The organism is Vibrio sp. STUT-A16, from assembly GCF_026000495.1.
GTDB classification, from domain to species: Bacteria; Pseudomonadota; Gammaproteobacteria; order Enterobacterales; family Vibrionaceae; genus Vibrio; species Vibrio diabolicus.
In genome coordinates, this window is sequence record NZ_AP026765.1 from 3376083 (window position 1) to 3399802 (window position 23720).

A 23720-nucleotide genomic window follows, 5' to 3' on the forward strand; every position below is an offset into this window, starting at 1 on the left:
TTCATAACTATCCGGATCGACATAATGATAACGAAGAACCTTCCTCTTACTGATTTGCACCGCCACCTAGACGGTAACATTCGTACTAAAACGATTCTTGAGCTTGGCCAAAAATTTGGTATTGCTCTGCCAGCGTACGATATTGAGTCTCTAACTCCTCACGTTCAAATTGTCGAAGCGGAACCCTCTCTTGTTGCTTTCCTTTCTAAGCTCGACTGGGGTGTTGCGGTACTGGGCGACCTAGATGCATGTCGTCGTGTGGCGTACGAAAACGTGGAAGACGCACTAAACGCTCAAATCGATTACGCTGAACTGCGTTTCTCACCATACTACATGGCAATGAAACACAAGTTACCAGTAGCGGGTGTTGTTGAAGCAGTCGTGGACGGTGTGCAAGCGGGTATGCGCGATTTTGGCGTGAAAGCCAACCTGATCGGCATCATGAGCCGCACATTTGGCACCGACGCGTGCCAACAAGAACTGGACGGCATTCTGAGCCAAAAAGATCACATCGTTGCTGTCGACTTGGCGGGTGACGAACTGGGCCAACCGGGCGATCGCTTTGTGTCTCACTTCAAACAAGTACGCGACGCTGGCCTTGGGGTAACGGTTCATGCTGGTGAAGCAGCAGGTGCAGAGAGCATGTGGCAAGCAATCAATGAGCTGGGCGCAACTCGTATCGGTCACGGCGTAAAAGCGATCCACGATCCAAAACTGATGGATTACCTAGCAGAAAACCGCATTGGTATTGAGTCTTGCCTAACATCAAACTACCAAACAAGCACGGTAGAAACGTTAGAAAACCACCCTCTCAAACAGTTCCTAGAGCATGGCGTTCTTGCGTGTCTGAACACTGATGACCCAGCGGTAGAAGGCATCGAACTGCCATACGAATACGAAGTAGCGGCACCAGCAGCTGGTCTGAGCCAAGACCAGATTCGCCAAGCGCAAATCAATGGCCTTGAGATTGCGTTCCTTTCAGAAGCAGAAAAAGCCGAACTGAAAGCAAAAGTAAAAGATCGCGCTTAAATCCAGCGAAAACATAAAAAATGCCAGCATCTGCTGGCATTTTTTATATCTTGAATCGGCGTCTATGATTAGATAACACGAGAGAATTGTTGCTGACGCGCCTTCGCTCGCAGGTACTTATCGAAGCTCATACAAATATTACGGATCAGCAAACGACCTCGCAGCGTCACACGAATTTCATTGTCATCCACTTCCACCAGCTCATCGTTGATGAAGGTCTGAAGTAGCTGCAAGTCTTCTTTAAAGTACTGATCAAACTTCACTTTAAACTCAGACTCAATCGCTTTCTTGTCTAGTTTAAAATTACAGATCAGCTGCTTGATCACTTCGCGACGTAGCAAATCATCAGAGTCTAGAGAGACCCCTTTCCACAGAGCGTGACGAAGTTCGTTGACTTGAGCGTAGTATTTCTTCAGCTCTTTCTGGTTTTGCGCGTACGCATCGCCGATCATCGAGATTGCAGAGACACCAAAGCCAACCAAATCACATTCACCTTGTGTGGTGTAGCCTTGGAAGTTGCGATGCAAAATACCTTCGCGCTGAGCAACGGCAAGTTCGTCATCAGGTAATGCAAAGTGGTCCATACCGATGAACTGGTAGCCAGCGCCAGTCAGTGTCGCGATGGTATCTTGCAGAATCGCCATCTTCTCTTCTGCTTTAGGCAGATCTTCGTCTTTAATCTTACGCTGCGCTGCAAATAGCTGTGGCATGTGCGCGTAGTTAAACACGGACAGACGGCCCGGCTGCATTTCCAGTACTTGTTCTAACGTCTTGGCAAAAGAGGCTTTGGTTTGCTTTGGCAAGCCGTAGATCAAATCTAGGTTTGTCGAACGGAAACCCAGCTCTTTTGCGCGCGCAACCATCGCAAAGATGAACTCTTCATCTTGCTCACGGTTCACCAGTTTTTGCACTTCTTTGTTGAAGTCCTGAACACCGATGCTCAAGCGGTTAAAGCCTTCACTACGCAGGTGATCCAGCATGGTGATCTGAATTTCACGCGGGTCAACTTCGATACTGATTTCAGCATCACTGCTAAAGGTAAACTCTTGGCGCAACAGGCTCATTACGCGTGTAATTTGCTTTTCAGAAAGGAACGTTGGCGTACCACCACCAAAGTGCAATTGCGTTACCGTTCTGCCCACCAATAAGGCTGCACGTTGACGAATCTCATGCTCAAGCACATCGAGGTATTCGTCCGCTTTGTGCGAGTGGCGCGTGATGACTTTATTACAACCACAGTAGTAACAAAGCTTGTGACAGAACGGAATGTGCACGTACAGCGATAATGGGCGTTCTGGGTATTGAGTGCATGCCATATCATAATCAGAAATGGTGAACGCTTCATGAAACTCCAGCGCCGTTGGGTACGACGTATAACGAGGCCCGGAATAGTTGTACTTATCCAATACCGCTTGATCCCAGACGATTTGCTGTTTCGATTCAGTGTGTTGATTCGACATGGTGGTACTTTCCGTTAAATGCTAGGGCAACGAAAGCCGTCACCCGATATTCAGAGCCGCTATTTTGCCATACGACGATGACAAGCGTGGCAACGCCGACTGGCTTTTTAAGTATAAAACTAAAGAAGTGCTAGCGTGATCACGATGCCCCCATTAGCCATAAGGAGACTATTGGGGGGCGCGCTTAAATCATCTGAATATTGATTTGATTATTCAGTGGCTGGACGTTTTTCTGCAACACTTTGAGCTCCTCAATAATCGCATCAGTGAGGCGGCTTTCCGCTTTATGACGCGTCAAGTTCTGTTGCATACGCTCTTTCTTGGCAAGTTGTTGGCGTTCTTCGCCACGCGCCATATCTTTCACGATGTGGTAAAGCTCAGAAATCGCAGGGTACGTTTTATCGAAATCAACGCGGTCTTCACCTTGTACATAATCCATGATGTTATACACACGGATACTGATTTCAGATAAATCGCACTGGCCTTGAATGCCCGCCTGACACAAGGTATGCACATTCTCAAAAATGTTGGCGTTACGTTTGTCTATCGCCAATTTTTGATGCTTCAGCTGCAATTCCTTTTGCTTTTTCAATTGAAGCAGAAGGTAACCTGCATAAGAAGCGAGTGCGATGATAATCACAACACCAGCAATAGCTAATAAGGTTACATTCATAGCTTAATTATCCTTTATAGTCGTCGAAATTAATGTCGTCGAAATCTGCCAGCAAGTCATCATCGTTGCGCGTGCTTTTCTCAGCAGGTGCAGTGAAGTCTTCCTCTTCTTCAGGTTCCAACAAACCTAGTTGGTCCATTAGCTTCTCAATGCGATCGAGTTTCTCATCGACGAATTTCTGTAGACCTGTGCCCAGGTTTTCACCCGCTTCAATACGGTCTAGCAACACGTTCAATTGCGCGTCATTTTCTAGCATCTCTAGTTCTTGCTCTGCCGACAAACGACGCTCTTGCTTCGTCATTTTCTTCGCAGGTTCAACAATCAGAGGTATTTTCTTTTTGCTGCCTAAGCGCGGGTCGCGATTTTGTGCAGCAGCTTGCTTTTTCTGCTCGTTAACTTCTGAGTTACGGTTACCCGTTTTCAGACCTTTACGCTTTTTAGCACGCTTGCGTAAGCGGCCTTCCACATCAGATTCTGTACGGTTACGAGTTACAACAAACTCAGGTGCACCAGCGGCACCCGGTTTTCTAGATTTTTTACTACGGCTCATTACTGGGGTTTCCTCAGTAAAATTACATCATTACCAATAAATTCGAGTTCGAGCTTATCCCGCTCTGCTAGGAACTGGAACGTGTCACGACTAAAGAACACTACGTGAGTGAGATCGTTCTTATAATGCCATGATTTGAAAGCCTCCACGTCGATGACCATTTTCGTCATCAGGCCTATCCAGCCCCCTGGCTTAACTAAATTCAACCATTGCTTCCACACCAAATCTGGGTGGTAGAGGTGCTCTATCACCTCTGTTGCTGTCATGAAGTCGTACGTTTTTTCTAAAACCGACGTATCAGGGTGGTAGTAGAGATCGTACAACGCCATGTTGTGCCCCGCCTCTTCCAGCATCAAGGAGAGCGTTGGGCCAGGACCACAACCAAAGTCGATACCATTTGATTGTGGAGAAATTCGCTCTGTGATCGGGTCAGCAATACGCGACAAAAAGCGTCGGTAACCTAAATCTTCAGGGTTGTTCTCATGCAAATCATAGTGAGCTTTTTCGGTTTCCGCATCCAAACGTTGGTCTGGATTCACAAACACCAAACTGCACTGCTCACATTGAAGATATTCACGTCGCTTATCTTCAAAATAGTGGTGAGTACGCTGATTTTGGCATAAAGGACAGGTATGCATGCTGACTTCCTCAAACAGGGATGCGAAACATACCAGAAAGTGAACTCAGATTGGAGTGTTACTGAGCATTTTTTCAGCAATTTTTGTTAAAAAACTTTGTTTACAACCCATCGAAGTAAATAAGTGCAGTAATCGTAATTCAGATTGCGACTTACCAAGGGAAAAGAATATAAAAAAAGCGACAGTCAGACTGTCGCTTTCTAAGTGCCATCAATTGGCGAAACTGTGTTGCACACATTTGGTGCACCAATGATCCCTTTGTTTTTCGAGCTTTCCCTGCCAAAAAGAGTTGTTTTTCATCTTCCTGATGAGTTTTGGCTATCCGTTTACTTCCTGTCTACTGAGCAACTTCCTGTGCCTGATCCGTTTCACTGTCTTAACCGTCAGACGAGATGACCATCCTTATCTGATAGGCTCCCTACCTATCTAAATCCCTTTCTAAATCACCAAGCATCCGAGCTACATCCTTGGAGACCTAAACCGTGGTCTTAAATCCTTACATTCACCCCCTGTGAACAACTTCTACTTTACGCCATCCCGCGATGCTCACAAGTAATGAGTTGAAAAAATAATCCACCTATTTTTCTAAAACATCAAAATTATCATTTAATCAAAAACTTAAAAACATCAACAAGAAAAAGCCAACATCAAGTATGGCAAATGTCTCACAAACTACCGAGCTAACTATCGCTTTCGCATCCAAACTCGACTGTGATATCTGTCACGAACAAAAATGCCCTAGTGGATTCACTAGGGCATTTTTGTACAAGTTGCTCGAACGATGTAGGGACATCTACCCAATAAACTCAAGATGCAGGATCTTGAGCGATTTAGGTATATTAGTGCAGACCGCCAACGTATTTAGACAGCACTTCGATATCTTCGTCTGTCATTTTCTTCGCGATGTCGCGCATCATGGCATTCATATCATTACCACGGTCGCCATCACGGAATTTTTCTAGCTGAGCTTTGATGTAGTCAGCATGCTGACCAGAAATTTTCGGGAAACCTGAAAGCTCAGTACCATTGCCACGAGGACCATGACATGCAATACATGCGGTTAGGCCACGCTCGGCATCACCAGCGGTATAAAGCGTTTTGCCTTTTGCTACCACATCTTCAGGTGTTGAGTTTTCTGAAACTGGTAGCGAAGCGTAGTAAGCAGATAGGTCTGCGATATCTTCATCGCTCAGTGGCATTGCCATACCACTCATTACAGGATCGTAACGACCTTGTTTACCACCACTTGTCATGCCTAGCTTAAGTTCTTTTAACTGCTTCTCAAGATACTTAGCGTGTTGGCCTGCGAGTTTCGGGTACGTTGTTATTGCACTGTTGCCATCTGCTCCGTGACAGGCGACACAGGTTTGTGATTTTGCTTTACCAGCCTCAATATTACCTTGGGCCCATACTGAGCAACTGGCTAAAAGACTCAAAATTAGCGCTAATTTCTTCATGACATTCCATTATAATTATCAAGCTTCCAGTACCACGGAATGTGAACATACCGCGTACACTCATGGTACAATAGGCGACCTTATGCCGAGCACGGTTATTTTACACATTTTCACAAAAAAGTAATCAATCGACTACACAAAGTCGAGATGGAGTTAACAGTGAGCGTAAAAATTCATTACCAAAATACGCATTTCATCACCAGCGCACCCGATATTCGTCACCTACCGGAAGACGAAGGTGTCGAAATTGCGTTTGCAGGACGCTCAAACGCTGGTAAATCGAGTGCACTTAACCGTCTAACTAATCAAAAAAGCTTAGCCAAGACATCAAAGACACCTGGTCGTACGCAATTAATCAACCTTTTCAAAGTAGAAGAAGGTTGTCACATTGTCGATCTACCTGGATACGGTTTTGCTCAAGTACCGGTAGAGATGAAAAACAAATGGCAGAAATCTTTGGGTGAATACTTACAGAAACGCGAGTGCCTAAAAGGCTTAGTGGTTCTGATGGATATTCGTCATCCAATGAAAGATCTCGACCAGCAAATGATTTTCTGGGCCATCGACAGCCACATTCCTGTGCAAGTTTTGCTAACCAAAGCAGATAAACTAAAAAGTGGCGCACGCAAACAAACCCTGCTGAAAGTTCGCAAACAAGTGGAAACTTTCGGTGGCGACGTTTCCGTTGATGTGTTCTCTTCCCTTAAAGGGTTAGGCGTTGATCAGCTGCGCGCAAAACTGGATACCTGGTTTGCACCGGCGCTCGCACACCTGATAGAAGAAGGCGAACTGGATACCCCAGCAAGCGACGAAGAATAATTAACAATATTTGTTAAATTTTTTCGACACGGCCCTACCATTTGGTGGGGCTTTTGTTTATCTGAGCTAAATAACAGGCAATAAAAATCCCCACCTTCCTGGCAGGGATAACGGGAGAGAAAAATTGGTAATTATTGTTATGTGACGAAGCATTGCTGAACTATCGGATGATTTCAATAGCTTAAAAAGCCGCCTAACTTTAGCTTTCGCTTAATCAACTCACAACCATAACCAATAAAGAAAATACAATTCAACAAGTTAGACAGAAATCTACCCACTTCCACGTCAACTTAGTTTCCTTCGAGAAAAAATCATAGTGTGATTGGCATAAATTTACAGACTGAATAGTTTGTGAGTTTTTGAAGAAAATTGGAGTTTAGACAATAGGTTAAAGGTGGGAGAAATATAAAGATAAGTCGTTACCAACCCAACACATTGAGCAAAAAGAAAAATTTTCTTTCGCCCAATAAAAAACGCCCCAGTCAAAAGCTGACTGGGGCGGCTGAATCAGCCTAATCCAATAACGTGAAACAAAAGGTCTGAAAGATAGAACATCTTACCTCTGTACCCTACGAGTATTAATGTACAACAATTGGTCAGAATTGCAAAGAATTTTTGTAGTTTTTTTTCATGAAATTTTTATTAAGCAACATCAAAGTTAACTTTACGCTAGCTTTTTTAATCGCAAAAAAAAGCCAGCGTTTGTGCGCTGGCTCATAATTAATTGGTTATTTTGGTCTAAAAGTGACTAATGAGCTTGATCCCAGTTGTCACCGTGCCCTGCCTCTGCAACCAATGGTACTTTTAGCTCTGCTGCAGATTCCATCAATTTCTGTACTTTACTTTCAATTTCGGACAATGATGACTCTTCAACTTCAAAGACCAATTCATCGTGTACTTGCATTAACAACTTCACACGGCCATTGCCTTCTTCCTGAATCCACTGATCAACCAACAGCATCGCTTTCTTAATGATGTCCGCAGCTGTACCTTGCATCGGTGCGTTGATTGCCGCACGTTCAGCAGCTTTACGACGCATCCCGTTGCGCGATTTGATTTCTGGTAAATGCAAACGTCGACCAAAAATCGTTTCAACATAGCCCTTATCTGCAGCCGTGCTGCGCGTGTCTTCCATGTACTGCATAACGCCAGGGTAACGCTCAAAGTATTTATCCATGTAGGCTTGTGCTTCGCCGCGAGGGATACCAAGCTGCTTCGCCAAACCAAATGCACTCATGCCATAGATAAGCCCGAAGTTAACGGCTTTAGCACGACGACGCTGCTCGCTCGATACTTGTTCAATATCCAGACCCATAATTTCTGCCGCAGTTGCCGCGTGAATGTCTTTACCATCACGGAAGGCATCTAATAACGCTTGGTCGCCAGAAAGGTGAGCCATGATGCGCAGTTCGATTTGCGAGTAGTCGACCGCTAAGATCTTATGCCCAGATGGTGCGACAAACGCTTGGCGAATACGACGGCCGGCTTCGTTACGAATTGGAATGTTTTGTAAGTTCGGATCGGTAGAAGATAGACGACCTGTTGCGGTTACTGCTTGATGGTAAGAAGTATGCACACGCCCTGTTGTTGGGTTGATCATCTTCGGCAGCTTGTCCGTGTACGTCGATTTAAGCTTCGCCAAACCGCGATATTCCAAAATCAATTTTGGCAGTGGGTAATCTAAGGCAAGCTCTTGTAGCACTTCTTCATTCGTCGATGGTGTACCTGATGGCGTTTTCTTCACCACCGGTAAACCCATTTTTTCAAATAGGATGGCTTGTAATTGCTTTGGCGAGTTCATGTTGAACTCTTGCTCTGCAATTTCATACGCTTTCTTTTCAAGCTCATCAAGGCGAGCGGTAATCTCTACCGACTGCGCACTCAGCTTCATTTCGTCAATAAAGACCCCGGTGCGTTCAATGCGCGAAAGAACTGGCACCAACGGCATTTCAATCTCTTCGTACACTGTCTTCAGGCTTTCATCCTGCTCGATATTCGCAAACAAGCGATTGTGCAGACGAAGGGTCACATCCGCATCTTCTGCCGCGTATGGCGATGCTTGTTCCAACTCGATTTGGTTAAACGTCAGCTGATTTTTGCCTTTACCTGCAATTTGCTCAAAAGAAATGCAGCTGTGTTGTAGGAAGCGAAGCGCCAAGCTGTCCATATCGTGTTTACCGCCGACACTGTTGTAAATGTACGATTCCAACATCGTGTCGTGCTTGATACCTTTTAGCTCAATATCATAACGAGCCAATACAGACGCATCATACTTTAAGTTTTGACCAACTTTTGCTTTCGCTGCATCTTCAAGAATTGGCTTCAGCTGTCCTAGAACCCAATCACGATCAAGCTGTTCAGGTGCATCTAGGTAGTCATGTGCAACAGGCACATAAGCGGCAATGCCTTCATCGACAGCGAATGACAAACCAACCAGGTTCGCTAGCATGTAATCTAGGTTGTCGGTTTCCGTATCAAACGCAAACAACTCGGCCGTTTGAAGTTTGTCTAGCCACGCATTGAAGGTTTCTTCATCCAGAATCGTTTCATATTGGCTACGGTCGATTGTCACTGCGGAAGTTTCCATCTCAGCATGAGAAGAAGACATTTGAGCAGAGCCAGCAAGCTCAACAGCTTCTACCGACCCAGAACCACCTTCAAGTAGCTCGTTCAACCAAGATTTAAACGTCAGTTGACCATACAACTTCACTAGTTCGTCTTTATTTGGTTCCGCTTTCAGCAGTGATTCTGGCGTTTCTTCAAGTTCAACATCCAATTTAATGGTCGCGAGCTCGTACGACAGCATGGCATTTTCTTTGTTATCGATGAGCTTCTTCGCCATGGTTTTAGAACCACGGAAGCCAAGCGCAGCAATGTCATCGAGATTTTCATACAGCTTAGTCAGACCGCCAATACCTTGCAGTAGTGCGGTCGCTGTTTTGTCACCCACGCCTGGTACACCAGGGATGTTATCTACTTTATCGCCCATCAGCGCTAGGTAGTCGATGATTAACTCAGGTGGAATGCCAAACTTTTCAACCACACCTTCACGATCCATCACGACGTTCGTCATGGTGTTGATCAGGGTAATATTATCATCCACCAACTGCGCCATGTCTTTATCACCAGTACTGATCAATACAGGCATGCCCTTTTGTGATGCTTGATGCGCCAACGTACCAATGACGTCATCCGCTTCGACACCAGGAACACAGATCAGTGGTAAACCCATCGCGCGAATAACATTGTGCAATGGTTCAATTTGGCAACGCAGATCATCCGGCATTGGCGGACGATTAGCTTTGTATTCTGCATACATATCATCACGGAAGGTTTTTCCTTTCGCATCGAAAACCACCGCGATGCGCTCAGACGCAAACTGACGCATCATGCTGCGTAACATGTTCACGACACCGTAAACGGCATTAGTTGGAATTTCACCATTACTCATGGTGCCCGGGTAGGCGTGAAAAGCGCGATATAGGTAAGAAGAGCCGTCGATAAGGATCAACGGATTTTCAGGAATACTTGCCATAATTGTCTGTATCCAATTCAGTACTTGAGAGATCTGTCTAGGATGCCATGACTGCTGATCCGAATCTATCTTGTTCGCTCGATCTAGGTCGCGTAAATTTTTCGATTTTATTCACGAAGATAACCTCACCCTGTGGATAACTCTGTTTATAGAAATTATCCACTGGTTATCCAATGATAGAAAACACAAAAAACACGCGCGTTAAGTTATTGTTTTTAAATGTTTATTTCATAAAACGGCGAGAAGATCAACGATCCTTAAATGATCATCGTGTGTGGAAAAAATACGAATAGTGACGTCAAATAGAAATCGTAGAAAAGAAAAAAGCGACCCGAATGGGGTCGCCTAGCAGAAGTGGTAAAGCAAATTCTGTAAATAGAGCAGCTTAACCAAGAAGCTATAAATTACACTGGAAGCAATGTGAGCAATGTCGTGTCAAAAAGAATTCGTGCAAGTTCTCGGAAAAATGTTTCATCACTTCTCAACTTTCAGTTAATCAACTTCTGTTAATAAGTCATTCAACGTCCTTATGAACTCTTCCTCATTCCCTAAGACAGGTTTAATAATAATGATTCTCATTTCGTAGTCAACAGTTAAATGAGAAAAAATCTCATTTATTTTCACATCGCTTTAATGAAATGAACTCGAGATTCACGAAGATTAATTTTTTCTTCAAATTTTTCAATGATATAGCCATTCCTCAATAACAATCGAAGCATAGCAGGAAACTGATTTCGAGATTTCACTTTTAACGTGTTATAGCCTTGCTCAGCCGCCCAATCTTCTTGTGCTTCCAAAAGTAATTGTGCCACGCCTTCATTTCGAGCCTCAGGAACGACACCACCCAACCAGCTATAGAAAACACCATCCTCTAATTCGTAACCTATTTTGAAGCCGACAATCGTGCCATTTTTTTCTGCAACGAGGATTAAACTGTTTTTCTCTTCTAAACGTTGAGTCATGGAGTCTACCGTTTCTCCTTTCGAAAATTCGGTAACACGTGCCACAACTTGAAGTGCTTCTTCCAATGTGCCTTCACGAATCAGCATTGTCATTGTTCTCTTCTCCAAAATAAAAATACCCAAGCACCTTGGATTGTTACTGTTGTAATCCGCCTGAGGTTACTTGGGTATATACAGACGAACAACTCTTGTTGGTCTGGTGTTTCTCACTGAGCGATAATTACTCTTCAGTCGCTTCCGGAGTACGATTTAGGTGTTGAGCAGTTTGTGCATTCTCTTCTGCCAACCACTCAGCCACATCTTTCGCAAAGTACGTTAAGATGCCGTCAGCACCTGCACGTTTGAAGCACAGTAGTGATTCCATCACAATTTCGCGCTCTTTGAGCCAGCCATTCATGATCGCCGCTTTATGCATCGCGTACTCGCCAGATACTTGATAAGCAAACGTCGGTACCTGAAGTTCGGTTTTTACTCGGCGAACTACATCTAAGTATGGCATACCAGGTTTAACCATCACCATGTCCGCACCTTCATTGATGTCTAGCGCCACTTCATGGATCGCTTCGTCAATGTTTGCTGGGTCCATTTGGTAGTTTTTCTTGTTGCCGCCTTTTAGATTTGAAGAAGAGCCAACCGCATCACGGAATGGTCCGTAGTAGTTCGACGCGTACTTAGCCGAGTAAGCCATGATTTGTGTATGAATGTAGCCCGCATTTTCTAATGCTTCGCGGATCTTACCAATACGGCCATCCATCATGTCTGAAGGCGCGACGACGTCAGCACCCGCTTCAGCGTGAGACAAAGCCTGCTTAACCAGTACTTCCGTGGTTTCATCATTCATTACGTAACCATCTTCATCGATGATGCCGTCTTGGCCGTGCGTCGTGAATGGGTCAAGTGCCACATCTGTGATCACACCGATTTGAGGAATATGTTCTTTAAGCGCACGTACTGCTCGCTGAACCAAACCTTCTGGGTTGTAGGCTTCAGTAGCACATAAGCTTTTAGCGTCTTGGTTTACGACAGGGAAAAGCGCGATTGCTGGAACACCTAGATTTGCAAGGTATTGCGCTTCTTCTAGCATTAAATCAATCGACAAACGCTCTACACCCGGCATGGACTCCACGCTCTCACGACGATCTTTACCCATTAGGATGAACATTGGGTAAATCAGATCATTAACAGAAAGTTGGTTCTCAGCCATCAAACGACGACTAAAATCGTGCTTACGTAAACGACGCATACGGCGTGCAGGGAATGGACCTTGAATTGATACAGACACCATTTTCTCCTTGTCTGGACGGTTATGATGATCAAATCATCTGGTGAACAAAATCATATCACTCTTGATGCATGTTGCGAGTGACAATCTGGAAAAAGGTAATGAAAAAAACTGAAAATGACCCAGCACTCACACTCAAGTATACTTCGAATACGAAACCAACCATGAAGCACAGAGAGTAACGATGATCGATACCCACGCGCACATCTATGCCAGCGAATTTGATAATGACCGCGATGAAGTAGTACAACGCGCCTTAGCGCAAGGCATTAATAAGATCCTGTTGCCAAACATCGATCTGGACTCTATTGAGCCCATGCTACAAACCGAAGCGGCGTATCCTGACGTGTGCCACTCAATGATGGGACTCCATCCTTGCTATGTGGATAACAACGTTGAGCAAACGTTGGAAGTCATCCGCGGCTGGTTTGAGAAACACAAGTTTATTGCGGTGGGCGAAATTGGTATCGACCTGTATTGGGACAAAACCTATCGCGCCGAGCAAGAGATGGCGTTCGTAGCTCAACTTAACTGGGCAAAAGAGATGGATTTACCGGTCGTGATCCACACTCGTGATTCGATTGAAGAAACACTCACTTTGCTAAGACAAGAGCAAGATGGTCGTCTGCGTGGTGTATTCCACTGTTTTGGAGGCAGTTTAGAAGAAGCGCAAGCAATCAATGAGCTAGGCTTCCACTTAGGCTTGGGTGGCGTATCGACCTTTAAGAATGGCGGGATGGATCAAGTCATTCCACATTTGGATATGCAGTGGGTCATTTTAGAAACCGATTGTCCATACTTAGCGCCTGTACCGCACCGTGGTAAGCGTAATGAACCAGCCTACACTTCTCTCGTTGCACAACGTGTTGCCGACTTGCGTGATGTCGATGTCGCAACTATCGATGCAATAACGACTGAAAATGCCAAAAATCTGTTTAATATTTAATTCACGAAAATTGAAAAAAGCGACGAAATCAACGTCGCTTTTTTATTACCTAAACTATTGAATGAATGATTCAACCTATTGAAATAATAGAACAACCCACACAAAGTTATTGATAAACATAATAATTAACTAGCAACTCTACTTACCTCTCATATCGCCACTTTACTTCGTCTGTTTTGCAAAACTGTCGACAATTAGACATATTCTTTTTCTATACTGCTTTATGCCCATTAATTAGCACAAATGTAAAACAGCATGAATATGGAAGTTGAAGTGTGTACACATGGTGCTTACTTACAACGCGTACCGCGCAGTTTTTTTCAAAAGCTGCTGGGCATCAAGGAAGTATACGTATGCACAAAGTGTGGTTACGTCATGAAAGTTAAGTAGTTAGCCCAAGAAACAAACCAACCGCAAAAAAAGCGGCTCAATTGAGCCGCTTTTTACATCTACAGTAAACTTATTCTTCGGTTTCCGCTTCTGCCTCTTCGCCTCGACGCGTATAAAAACGCGCAAAGAACAAACCGACTTCAAACAGTAAACACATCGGAATAGCGAGTAAGGTTTGCGAGATCATGTCTGGTGGCGTTAACACCATGCCTACGACAAACGCCGCCACAATGATATAAGGCCGTTTCTGTCTTAGATCTTCTGGAGTGGTGGCACCAGTCCAACACAACAAAATGATCGCAACAGGCACCTCAAACGCGATACCAAACGCCATAAATAGTGCTAGGACAAAATCGAGATAGCTAGAAATGTCGGTCGCAAACTCTACACCACCCAATGAGATAGCAGTAAAGAAGCCAAACACTAGTGGAAACACCACAAAATACGCAAATGCCACACCGCAATAAAACAGCAGTGAGCTGGAAAACAGCAACGGCATAATCAAACGACGCTCATGTTTGTATAAGCCAGGAGCAACAAAGGCCCAAACTTGATACAAAATAAACGGCACCGCAATAAATACCGAAGCGATTAACGTCAACTTCAGTGGCGTGAAAAAGGGTGAAGCCACATCCGTAGCAATCATGGTCGCGCCTTCAGGTAGACGCTCTACTAAAGGTGCGGAAACAAACTCGTAAATATGGTTAGAGAAATAAATTAGTCCGACAAACACGACCAACACTGCCAAAATTGAGCGCAGTAGTCGGTTGCGAAGCTCCAACAAATGACTAATTAAAGGTTGTGTCTGCTCGACGGTAGACATGGCAAACCTCTTATTAAAAACCAGATCAAAAAGGAGCTACCAATCACTAGTAGCTCCTCCTAATGAGACTATTCGGCTTTCTTATCTGCCGCTGTAACCTTCCTCTCTTCCGCTTTCTCTACCTTTTCTGCTGCTGGCTCTGTTTTTACAGGCTCAGCCTCTGAATCGGTGTTCTTTGCGTAAGGACGATTTACAGATTGCGCTGCTTTCTTCAATTCTTCGACTGAAGATTTCAACTCAGGGGACAAATCATCCATCCCCATTTGCTCTGCTTTGCGCAAGTTTTCTTGCAGCTCTTGGACTTTCAGCTCGTGTGACAATTCGTCTTTGACGCTATTTGCCATACTCTTAGCGGCACCGATAAAGCGAGACACGCTGCGAATAGCATGAGGCAAACGCTCCGGCCCAAGAACGACCAGACCAACAACAGATATTAATACCAGTTCCCAAAAACCGATATCAAACACGTTTTATGCCTGCTCTTTATCTTTTTTCGTTTCAGGAGCAGCTTCTTTTTTCTGCTGCTCTTCTAAACTTTTTGGTTCGAAGTCTGCGTCTTTGTCATTTTTCGCAGGTTCATCTTCGCTCATCGCTTTTTTGAAGCCCTTAACGGCACCACCCAGATCGCCACCGATACCGCGTAGTTTCTTAGTTCCGAATAGCAATACAACAATTACAGCAATGATTAGAAGTTGCCAAACACTGATACCACCCATTCTCTTTACCTCGGGTCTTTAAATAAACAAAAATATTTCAAGAGTTTAACGTCTATTGACGATAAGCTCGCCAACTAAGCAGCCAAAATGTGACACCTGCGATACCGCTGGCCAACGAAAGCTGCTCAAAAGCATTGTTCACCAATATTGCCGAGCATACGACTAAAGTGGCGCCAACGCCAAATAAAAACTTTCCTGTCGCCTGCTGGCGCTTGCTCTGACGATACCCTTGGTAAAGCTGATCCATGCGTTGGTTCATCGCTTTACCTTGTTTCAGGCTATCGTAAAGCAGCTCTGGCAGTTCCGGTAACTTCTCCGCCCAAAATGGTGCGCGATCTTTAATCGCATTCACCAAAGCTTGCGGCCCAACTTGATTCATCATCCATTCTTCAAGGAATGGTTTTGCGGTCTCCCACAAATCAAGCTGAGGGTACAGCTGCCTACCAAGACCTTCCACGTACAGCAGCGTTTTTTGCAGCAATACAAGCTGTGGCTGAACCTCCATATTGAATCGACGTGCCGTGTTGAACAAATTCAACAGCACATGACCAAAGGAGATTTCGCACAGTGGCTTAGCAAAAATAGGCTCACACACAATGCGAATCGCGAACTCAAACTCATCGACATTGGTATCGGCAGGCACCCATCCTGAGTCCACATGTAACTCCGCCACTCGGCGGTAGTCTCGATTGAAAAACGCCAGGAAGTTTTCCGCCAGATAACGCTTGTCTTCACTATTAAGTGTACCAACGATTCCGCAATCTAGCCCGATCCACATTGGGTTCTCTGGATGTTCGGGTTTGACGAACACGTTCCCCGGATGCATATCGGCATGGAAGAAGCTGTCTCGGAACACCTGAGTGAAGAACACACTCACGCCGCGCTCCGCGAGCAATTTCATATTGGTGCCATTTGCTTTCAAGCCATCAATATCAGAGACTTGAATGCCGTATATTCGCTCAGAAACCATGACAGTTTCATTACTGAAGTCAGGAAAAACTTCAGGAACATACAATTCTTCGCTGCCTTCAAAGTTGCGGCGCAACTGAATGGCATTCGCCGCTTCACGTCGTAAGTCGAGTTCATCAAGCAATGTTTTCTCGTACTCACGTACAACTTCAACCGGTTTCAAACGACGTGCTTCAGGCATCGCTCCGGCGACTATACGCGCCATTCGGTGCATCAGTTTTAGATCTGAATCAATGACCGGGCGAATATCTGGGCGGATAACCTTTAATACCACTTCTTGGTTAGAGTCTTTTAAACGCGCAGTATGCACCTGAGCAATCGACGCAGACGCCAGTGGTTTGATATCAAACTCGGTAAACCAGTTTTCTAACGGGCCACCTAATGCCTGCTCCATCTGCTTTTTTGCTAGCTCACCATCAAATGGCGCCACTTGGTCTTGAAGCAAAGCCAGGGGATCAGCAATGTGCGGAGGAAATAAGTCACGGCGCGTTGACATCATCTGACCGAACTTAATCCAAACTGGTCCCAGCTCTTGCAACGCTAAACGCAGGCGCTCACCGAGTGGTTTTTCTGGATGCTTGTTCTTAATCCAGAACAGGCTTTTGCGCAGTAATAACGGAGCTTTAGTCAGTTGGTGATCGGGAAGCAGCTCATCTAAGCCGTATTCCAGTTGTACTTTGGCGATGTGGTATAAACGCTTTAGTTCTGCTGGCGTCATGGTTTCTCCAATGCCGGCTTATCTGCATCCAGCTTATTCAGCAAAGCAGTCAAGCGAGCTTCAACGCGAGAAGCCTGGCTGCGAACCTCATCAACCTGGTCGCAAAAATACACCACTTCTAGAGGAGCAGGTGCCAACTTCCACTCTTCAGTCACTACTTGAGCAAGATGACGCTGGTGTTTCTCTGCTTGAGATACGAGGAAGTTGCCTATGTTTTTTGAACCTTGCACAAAGGTATGTGCGGCGACATCGCCAGTTACGCGAGACAACCACTCTTCAACATCTGGCTTGCAATCCACCATCAACTGAGAGAATTTCTGCGCCAATTGAATATCGCCTTCAAGCTCGAGTTTATCTTGTTTAATAAGGCGAGTGATGTTGGCCTGGTCACGCAGCTCTGGCAACACGCTCAAGTTGAGCGATAAGTAGCAGTTTGGCTGTCCTTCATAATGACCGAGCACATCAATTTGCTGACTAAAAACGAACGTCAGTGTTTTATTGATCTCTTTCAGGTGAACTTGAATAACTTGACCTTTTAGACGCGCTAAACGACGGCCCAATGCAGGGTCGTCTTTGATCAGAGTATTCAGTGACGTTTCAATCACAGCGGTGATAAGTGGTTCAAATGGCATGCCGTTAACCCTTAGAATTTATAACCGCGATGCAAAGCCACAATACCACCAGTTAAGTTGTAGTATTTGGTGTTTTCAAAACCTGCGTCTTGCATCATGCCTTCCAGCGTTTCTTGGTCTGGATGCATACGGATTGACTCCGCTAGGTAGCGGTAACTCTCTGAGTCATTCGCAACTAGCTCACCGATTCTCGGCAATAAGTGGAATGAATATGCGTCGTATACTTTCGATAACGGCTCTAGCACTGGTTTTGAAAATTCCAACACCAATAGACGGCCGCCTGGCTTCAGTACGCGGAACATTGAACGAAGCGCTTTGTCTTTGTCAGTCACATTACGCAAACAAAAACTGATGGTGATGACATCAAAATAATCATCTGGGAACGGCAGTTCTTCTGCGTTGGCTTGAACGTAATGCACGTTACCCACAATTCCGTTATCGCGCAGTTTATCGCGGCCAACGTTAAGCATTGAATTATTGATATCAGCGAGGATGACATGGCCTTCATCGCCAACAATGCGCGAGAATTTCGCCGTTAAATCACCCGTACCACCACCTAGGTCAAGAATACGTTGGCCAGGGCGAGCACCACTACAATCGATAGTGAAGCGCTTCCAAAGGCGGTGAATACCACCAGACATCAGGTCATTCATGATGTCGTATTTTGTTGCCACGGAGTGGAATACTTCGGCAACCTTAGTCACTTTTTCGTCTTTTGCCACTGTAGAGAAACCAAAGTGGGTGGTTTCATTCTCTAACGCTGTATTGGATTGCAAACTTGTGTCCGTCATTCTAATTCCTCTTAGGCAGCGCTTTTTCTCTGCGGGGCGTTTGCTGACAAATAAAATCGCCCACTGCACTGCGGGCGATTAGTTTACTTTATCCTCAGCCGGATGTCTTTCTACTAACGGGTCATTTTCTGAAAATGAATCACTCTGCGCTAACTGTGCGAGGTCAGAAGAAATTGGTCGTTTGATTTCAACCCCAAGGTGCTTAAAGCTTTCGGCTTGACGAATCACATTCCCACGCCCTGTGGCAAGCTTGTTCATTGCGCCTTGATAGCTTTGATTCGCCTTATCCAGCGCACCGCCGAGCCCTTCCATGTCGTCCACAAACAATCGTAATTTGTCGTAGAGTTTTGTCGCGCGCTGCGCAATCATTTTGGCGTTTTCATTCTGCCGTTCATTGCGCCATAGATTATCAATGGTGCGCAGTGCCACCAGCAACGTTGTTGGGCTCACCAAAATGATGTTTTGCTCCATCGCGTCTTTGATCAAACTTGGATCGGCTTGAATCGCAACTTGGAACGCAGGCTCAACCGGAATAAACATCAGCACATAGTCCAAACTCTGAATACCTTTGAGTTTGTGGTAGTCCTTCATGCTTAAACCCTTAATGTGCGCACGCAGTGCGGCTAAGTGCGCACTCAAAGCTTGGTCTCGCTCGGCATCAGTTTCGGCGTTGAAATAGCGCTCATAGGCGACCAGCGCCATTTTGGAATCCACAACCACTTGTTTGTTTTGTGGGAGATGAACAATCACATCAGGTTGGTAGCGCTTGCCTGCTTCATTTTGCAAATTCACCTGAGTCTGATATTCGTGCCCTTCACGCAGTCCCGACTCGGCAAGCACCCTCGCGAGCACCACTTCCCCCCAATTACCTTGCTGCTTGTTGTCCCCTTTCAACGCTTGGGTCAAATTAACCGCTTCTCGCGTCATTTGCTCATTCAAACGTTGCAGGTTTTTGAGCTCATGCACTAAGGTATGGCGCTCTTTAGCTTCTTGGCTAAAGCTGTCATTAACGTGCTTTTTGAATCCTTCTAGCTGCTCTCGGAGCGGTGACAACAAACCTTCCAAACTCTGACGGTTTTGCAAGTCGACCTTCGCGGTTTTTTCTTCAAACAGTTGGTTGGCCAAGTGCTCAAATTGCTGTTTCAGGCGCGCTTCCGCTTGCTCTAGAATTTGCAGTTTTTCGGCATTGGCTTGGTTGATTTGCTCATGACGTGCTTGCTGCTCACGTAGTTGCGTTTCTAAACGTGATTTGTGCTCACGCATCTGGCCAAGCTCATCAAAGTATTGCTGGCGCTCTTGCTTTACAGCCTCGAAGTAACGCAGTTTTTCCATTGCGGCCATCAGCTTTCCGTGTGTTTGGCGTACTTCAAACGCAGCTTTATCGCGCTCATCATCTAATTCATCCAACTCTTGCTGGGCATCAGCAAGGCTTTGTTTAACCTGTTCAAGCTGCTGTTGGTGAAGCTGCTTTTCTGAAACAAGTTGTTGTTCGAGAAGCTGAGTTTGGGTGATAAAACGCTGTTTCACCCACCAACCGACGGCGACACCACTAAGCGTGGCAGCGCAAAGAGAAGAGAGAATGAGAGATTGGTACTCAAGAATCCATTGCATAATAGCGAGTTAGCCTGTGTTTTGTATCTATAACAATGGTATTTAGACACTGGATAAATGTCCAGTTTGTTGGATGAAAAATCCTCGCATACACTAGGCCTTCCTATAATATTCTTTCTTCCGCTCAAATGAACCAGACCGAGCGGCACATCATCACGCAGAGGCATCATGAACGAGCGTCGCGCCCTAGGATTTGGGCTCTCAGCAGTATTACTTTGGTCTACCGTTGCAACCGCATTTAAACTCACGTTGGCAGAATTTACGCCAATCCAAATGCTGTGCATTGCCAGTATCGTCTCTGCGATTGCGCTGACGATAATCTGTGGTGTGCAAGGCAAGTTGGGCCAGTTAAGTGCCACCTTCCTCTCAAATCCTTGGTATTACCTACTGCTTGGGTTGATTAACCCCTTGGCGTATTACGTCATTCTCTTTAAAGCGTATGACTTGCTGCCTGCATCCCAAGCCCAAGCGATCAACTACAGCTGGGCCATTACCTTGACGCTAATGGCTGCTGTTTTCTTAGGGCAGAAGATCCGTGCTAAAGATTGGCTCGCTTGCGGTTTTAGCTATGTAGGCGTGATTGTGATTGCCACGCAGGGCAATGTTCTCGGCATGCAATTCGAGAGCCCGTTGGGCGTGGGACTGGCGCTGCTATCGACACTGTTGTGGGCTGGTTACTGGATTTTAAACACCAAAAATAAGGCCGACCCTGTGGTTGGTGTATTACTTGGTTTTTTGGTCGCTATTCCATTTACCATTGGTTTAAGTATTTATGAAGGTGCGAGCTGGCAGGCAATCTCAATTAAAGGCTGGGCAGCGGTGACGTATGTCGGGCTATTTGAAATGGGGATTACTTTCGTCCTATGGCTAAGCGCCCTCAAATCGACGCAAAACACAGCCCGCATCAGTAATCTGATCTTTGCTTCGCCATTCATCTCACTGATGCTATTGGCAACCATCATTGGTGAAGAAATTCATCCATCAACCTTGATTGGTTTAATACTAATCATCAGTGGATTAGTGGTCCAACAAGTATCGTGGGGTAAAAAAACCAAAGCCATGAGCACTTCTCAATGATGAACAAAAAACCTCAATAAACGATGCAATGAGTTGGATAAAAAAGAGATATAGCTAACAGTTTAATGATAGAAAGCGCCTTACGCTGCTGGGAATTACCTAAGCGTTGGATACGATACCAACACGGCCCAATAGCTTAAGCTAGATTCTAATACCACTATCTTTGGGCGCTTCAGGACACGTTATTAATTATGTTTCGCTTCGCTATTCCTTCGCCTTTGATGGCAGACTGGCAACAGGCTCTGCAACAATGCTGTGATGCTACTCAAGCTCAGGGACAACTTTATACTCTGAGCGATACCCAGCAGTGGCTATCAACTGAGGTGTCCACCTCGGTTCAAAATCATTGCGCTATCGTCGAAGTGGTAGTGCAAGTTGCCGATCAATTTAAACCGACAGACTTGACGATAAGCCACACATCCTTTGGACAGCAAACCTTGAGCATAGGTCCAATCTGGCTACCAAATGGCGATCTGTTTGCCGTATTAGCGCTAACTCACCCTGACGATCAAATCACGGTAGTGTCTGCTTGGCTGAGTGCATTAGTGGGGCGAATGAGCTTTGATGTCAGCTCACACTACCAGCAAGAACGAACACGCCATCAAACTGCAGCGACCACACCATTACCGACGCTGCAAGAGTTTATCGACTGTCTTGAAGACCATATTTGGATAAAAGGCATGGATGGTCTTTATTCGATGACCAACCGAAGCGTAGAAAATGCGTGGCAAAAGACCAACAGTGAGATCATCGGCAAAGATGATTTCGCACTATTTAGCCACGAGCGAGCAGAGAAGTTCATTGAGGCCGATAACTTGGTCGTGGCGACAGGCACGCTGAACATCGTCGAAGAATGCCGCCAAATTGATGAAAACAATAACCCAACTTGGCTAGAAACCATTAAGTCTCCTGTTCGTGATAATGACGGAAACTTAATTGGTATTCTGGGCATGACGCGCAACATCACACGCCGGAAAATGGTCGAAACGCAACTCTCATTGGCGTCCAAAATTTTTAATAATTCACAAGAAGGCATGGTCATTACTGATCGCAATGCCAACATCATTGATGTAAACACAGCCTTTACTCAAATCACCGGCTATCGCTCTGAAGAGGTGATTGGAAAGAACCCCAGAATTCTGCGCTCAGGTCATCATGACCAAGGCTTCTATAAACAGTTGTGGCATCAACTCGAAACCAAAGGTCAATGGAAAGGCGAGTTCATCAACCGAAAGAAAGATGGCAGCATTTACCCGCAGTTAGCGACCATTAGTGCCGTAATGGACGATAAAAATCATCTCATTAACTACATCTGTGTATTTGAAGATATTTCCGTGCGTAAAGCGCACGAAGAAAAACTGCAGCGCATGGCCTTTTATGATCCGTTAACGAATCTGCCTAATCGCACCCATTTACTTAGCTTGCTTGAGCAACACATTGAAACCGGGCACAAGAACCAACAGACGTTTGCCACCCTATTTCTAGATATCGACCATTTCAAACACATCAACGATAGCATGGGTCACTTTTGTGGTGATCAGTTGCTGTCTAAGTTGGCTATCCGTCTGCAAGATATTCTTCACTTAAATGCGCATGTGGCTCGCATTGGCGGCGATGAGTTCGTGATCATTTTGCCGGACGTCCACAGTGATGTGGCTTTGCTGGAAACCGTCGGCGATATTCTCAGCGTTTTCCAACAACCATTCGACTTGGCAAATCACGACTCACTGCGCGTCTCGACCAGTATTGGCATAGCCTTATACCCAAGAGACGGCCAAGACAGCGAAACCTTACTCAAAAACGCAGATACGGCGATGTACTTAGCGAAGAAAAATGGGCGCAACGGCTACGCATTTTACTCACCAGATTTAACCGATAAATCGGTATCCCATGTGCGCATTCAATCTGCTTTACATCAAGCGATAGAAAAGCAGCAACTTCGATTAGAGTTCCAGCCACAATATAACTTGGAGCAACATGCGATTGTTGGCGTTGAAACCTTATTACGCTGGCAGCACCCCGAATTTGGCCTTGTACCACCAGCCGACTTTATTCCAATTGCAGAAAAAACGGGGCTTATCCAAAGCATTGGCGAGTGGGTCTTGCTACACGCTTGTCAGCAAGGAAATGCTTGGCTGGAACAAGGCGTTGAGTTTGGCAGAATTGCGGTTAATGTGTCGGCATTACAGCTTCAGCAATCGAATTTCATTCAGAGATTGAGCGATATCCTCAATCAAACCGGTTTTCCTGCTCAACGGCTGGATTTGGAGATCACCGAGAGCTTTTTACTGATCGACCCTCAACAAGCCATTGCGTCGTTAAATCAACTAAGAGGGTTAGGCATCGAGATTTCTCTGGATGATTTCGGCACAGGCTATTCGTCTTTGTCTTATTTGAAAGGTTTACCCATCAATAAGCTGAAAATTGATCGTTCGTTTGTCAGTGATGTACCCAGCAACAGCGATAGCAATGCGATTGTAAATGCGATTATCGCCATGGGCAAAACACTGTCGTTGAAAGTCGTAGCGGAAGGAATAGAAACTCAGGAGCAAGCCGATTACTTGTTCGAAAAAGGCTGTGTTTACGGTCAAGGGTATCTTTTTAGCCGACCAGTAAGTTCGGAAAAACTTTTTCGTTGAGCC

At 45.3% G+C, this 23720-nt stretch carries 20 protein-coding genes; 5 read left to right on the forward strand and 15 right to left on the reverse strand.

What is annotated here, in order from left to right; all coding sequences use genetic code 11:
- Positions 1–24 precede the first annotated feature (24 nt).
- Positions 25–1029: an adenosine deaminase gene (add, locus tag OO778_RS15935; protein WP_005395038.1), complete on the forward strand. Its 1005-nt coding sequence runs from the start codon at positions 25–27 to the stop codon at positions 1027–1029.
- 68 nt (positions 1030–1097) lie between these two features.
- Here add and hemN read toward each other — a convergent pair whose 3' ends face one another.
- From hemN to OO778_RS15960, 5 genes are all read right to left on the reverse strand, one after another.
- Positions 1098–2489, reverse strand: coding sequence for an oxygen-independent coproporphyrinogen III oxidase (hemN, locus tag OO778_RS15940; protein WP_074191884.1), 1392 nt, complete (start codon positions 2487–2489; stop codon positions 1098–1100).
- 184 nt (positions 2490–2673) lie between these two features.
- On the reverse strand, positions 2674–3162 hold the full coding sequence (locus OO778_RS15945) for a DUF2489 domain-containing protein (RefSeq protein WP_005379254.1): 489 nt from the start codon (positions 3160–3162) through the stop codon (positions 2674–2676).
- A 7-nt stretch (positions 3163–3169) separates the two neighbouring features.
- Complete coding sequence (gene yihI / locus OO778_RS15950) at positions 3170–3712, reverse strand: Der GTPase-activating protein YihI (protein WP_005379252.1); 543 nt, start codon at positions 3710–3712, stop codon at positions 3170–3172.
- Entirely contained in the window at positions 3712–4350 is a 639-nt protein-coding gene (locus OO778_RS15955; RefSeq protein WP_005394454.1) for a class I SAM-dependent methyltransferase, read from the reverse strand. Before OO778_RS15955 ends, yihI begins: the two co-directional genes overlap by 1 nt.
- 839 nt (positions 4351–5189) lie before the next feature.
- Positions 5190–5807 (reverse strand): c-type cytochrome, encoded by a 618-nt coding sequence (locus tag OO778_RS15960; RefSeq protein WP_005379248.1) that lies wholly within the window; start codon positions 5805–5807, stop codon positions 5190–5192.
- Positions 5808–5966: 159 nt separating this feature from the next.
- On the opposite strand from OO778_RS15960, the gene yihA reads away from it, so the two are divergent.
- Positions 5967–6626, forward strand: coding sequence for a ribosome biogenesis GTP-binding protein YihA/YsxC (yihA, locus tag OO778_RS15965; protein WP_005394452.1), 660 nt, complete (start codon positions 5967–5969; stop codon positions 6624–6626).
- Between the two features lie 748 nt (positions 6627–7374).
- On the opposite strand, the gene polA is transcribed toward yihA, so the two are convergent.
- The 3 genes from polA to hemB all read right to left on the reverse strand — a co-directional run bounded on the left by polA (position 7375) and on the right by hemB (position 12405).
- Positions 7375–10161 carry a DNA polymerase I gene (gene polA / locus OO778_RS15970; protein ID WP_074191883.1) on the reverse strand — a complete coding sequence of 929 codons (2787 nt, stop codon included), beginning with the start codon at positions 10159–10161 and terminating at the stop codon, positions 7375–7377.
- Positions 10162–10781: 620 nt separating this feature from the next.
- Complete coding sequence (locus OO778_RS15975) at positions 10782–11216, reverse strand: GNAT family N-acetyltransferase (RefSeq protein WP_012841227.1); 435 nt, start codon at positions 11214–11216, stop codon at positions 10782–10784.
- Between the two features lie 127 nt (positions 11217–11343).
- Complete coding sequence (gene hemB / locus OO778_RS15980) at positions 11344–12405, reverse strand: porphobilinogen synthase (protein WP_031777176.1); 1062 nt, start codon at positions 12403–12405, stop codon at positions 11344–11346.
- 184 nt (positions 12406–12589) lie between these two features.
- Here hemB and OO778_RS15985 point away from each other — a divergent pair, with 184 nt between their 5' ends.
- The gene (locus OO778_RS15985) at positions 12590–13351 is read left to right on the forward strand and encodes a TatD family hydrolase (RefSeq protein WP_074191882.1); all 762 of its coding nucleotides are present in this window, start codon (positions 12590–12592) and stop codon (positions 13349–13351) included.
- A gap of 460 nt (positions 13352–13811) precedes the next feature.
- Here the strand turns inward: OO778_RS15985 and tatC are convergent, their stop codons facing one another.
- The 7 genes from tatC to rmuC all read right to left on the reverse strand — a co-directional run bounded on the left by tatC (position 13812) and on the right by rmuC (position 20001).
- Positions 13812–14564 (reverse strand): twin-arginine translocase subunit TatC, encoded by a 753-nt coding sequence (gene tatC, locus OO778_RS15990; protein WP_005394442.1) that lies wholly within the window; start codon positions 14562–14564, stop codon positions 13812–13814.
- A 68-nt stretch (positions 14565–14632) separates the two neighbouring features.
- On the reverse strand, positions 14633–15031 hold the full coding sequence (gene tatB, locus OO778_RS15995; RefSeq protein WP_074191881.1) for a Sec-independent protein translocase protein TatB: 399 nt from the start codon (positions 15029–15031) through the stop codon (positions 14633–14635).
- Positions 15032–15034: 3 nt separating this feature from the next.
- A complete protein-coding gene (tatA, locus tag OO778_RS16000) occupies positions 15035–15280 on the reverse strand; it encodes a Sec-independent protein translocase subunit TatA (RefSeq protein ID WP_005382958.1) in 246 nt (81 codons plus the stop codon).
- A 52-nt stretch (positions 15281–15332) separates the two neighbouring features.
- Positions 15333–16967 (reverse strand): ubiquinone biosynthesis regulatory protein kinase UbiB, encoded by a 1635-nt coding sequence (gene ubiB, locus OO778_RS16005; RefSeq protein ID WP_006741774.1) that lies wholly within the window; start codon positions 16965–16967, stop codon positions 15333–15335.
- Positions 16964–17599: an SCP2 domain-containing protein gene (locus OO778_RS16010; RefSeq protein WP_264910370.1), complete on the reverse strand. Its 636-nt coding sequence runs from the start codon at positions 17597–17599 to the stop codon at positions 16964–16966. The genes ubiB and OO778_RS16010 overlap by 4 nt, the downstream gene beginning before the upstream one ends.
- Before the next feature lie 11 nt (positions 17600–17610).
- The gene (gene ubiE, locus OO778_RS16015) at positions 17611–18390 is read right to left on the reverse strand and encodes a bifunctional demethylmenaquinone methyltransferase/2-methoxy-6-polyprenyl-1,4-benzoquinol methylase UbiE (RefSeq protein WP_005379210.1); all 780 of its coding nucleotides are present in this window, start codon (positions 18388–18390) and stop codon (positions 17611–17613) included.
- A gap of 78 nt (positions 18391–18468) precedes the next feature.
- A complete protein-coding gene (gene rmuC, locus OO778_RS16020) occupies positions 18469–20001 on the reverse strand; it encodes a DNA recombination protein RmuC (RefSeq protein ID WP_005394435.1) in 1533 nt (510 codons plus the stop codon).
- Between the two features lie 168 nt (positions 20002–20169).
- Here rmuC and OO778_RS16025 point away from each other — a divergent pair, with 168 nt between their 5' ends.
- Complete coding sequence (locus OO778_RS16025) at positions 20170–21078, forward strand: DMT family transporter (RefSeq protein WP_258614001.1); 909 nt, start codon at positions 20170–20172, stop codon at positions 21076–21078.
- Between the two features lie 191 nt (positions 21079–21269).
- A complete protein-coding gene (locus OO778_RS16030; protein ID WP_264910374.1) occupies positions 21270–23717 on the forward strand; it encodes a bifunctional diguanylate cyclase/phosphodiesterase in 2448 nt (815 codons plus the stop codon).
- Positions 23718–23720: the final 3 nt, after the last annotated feature.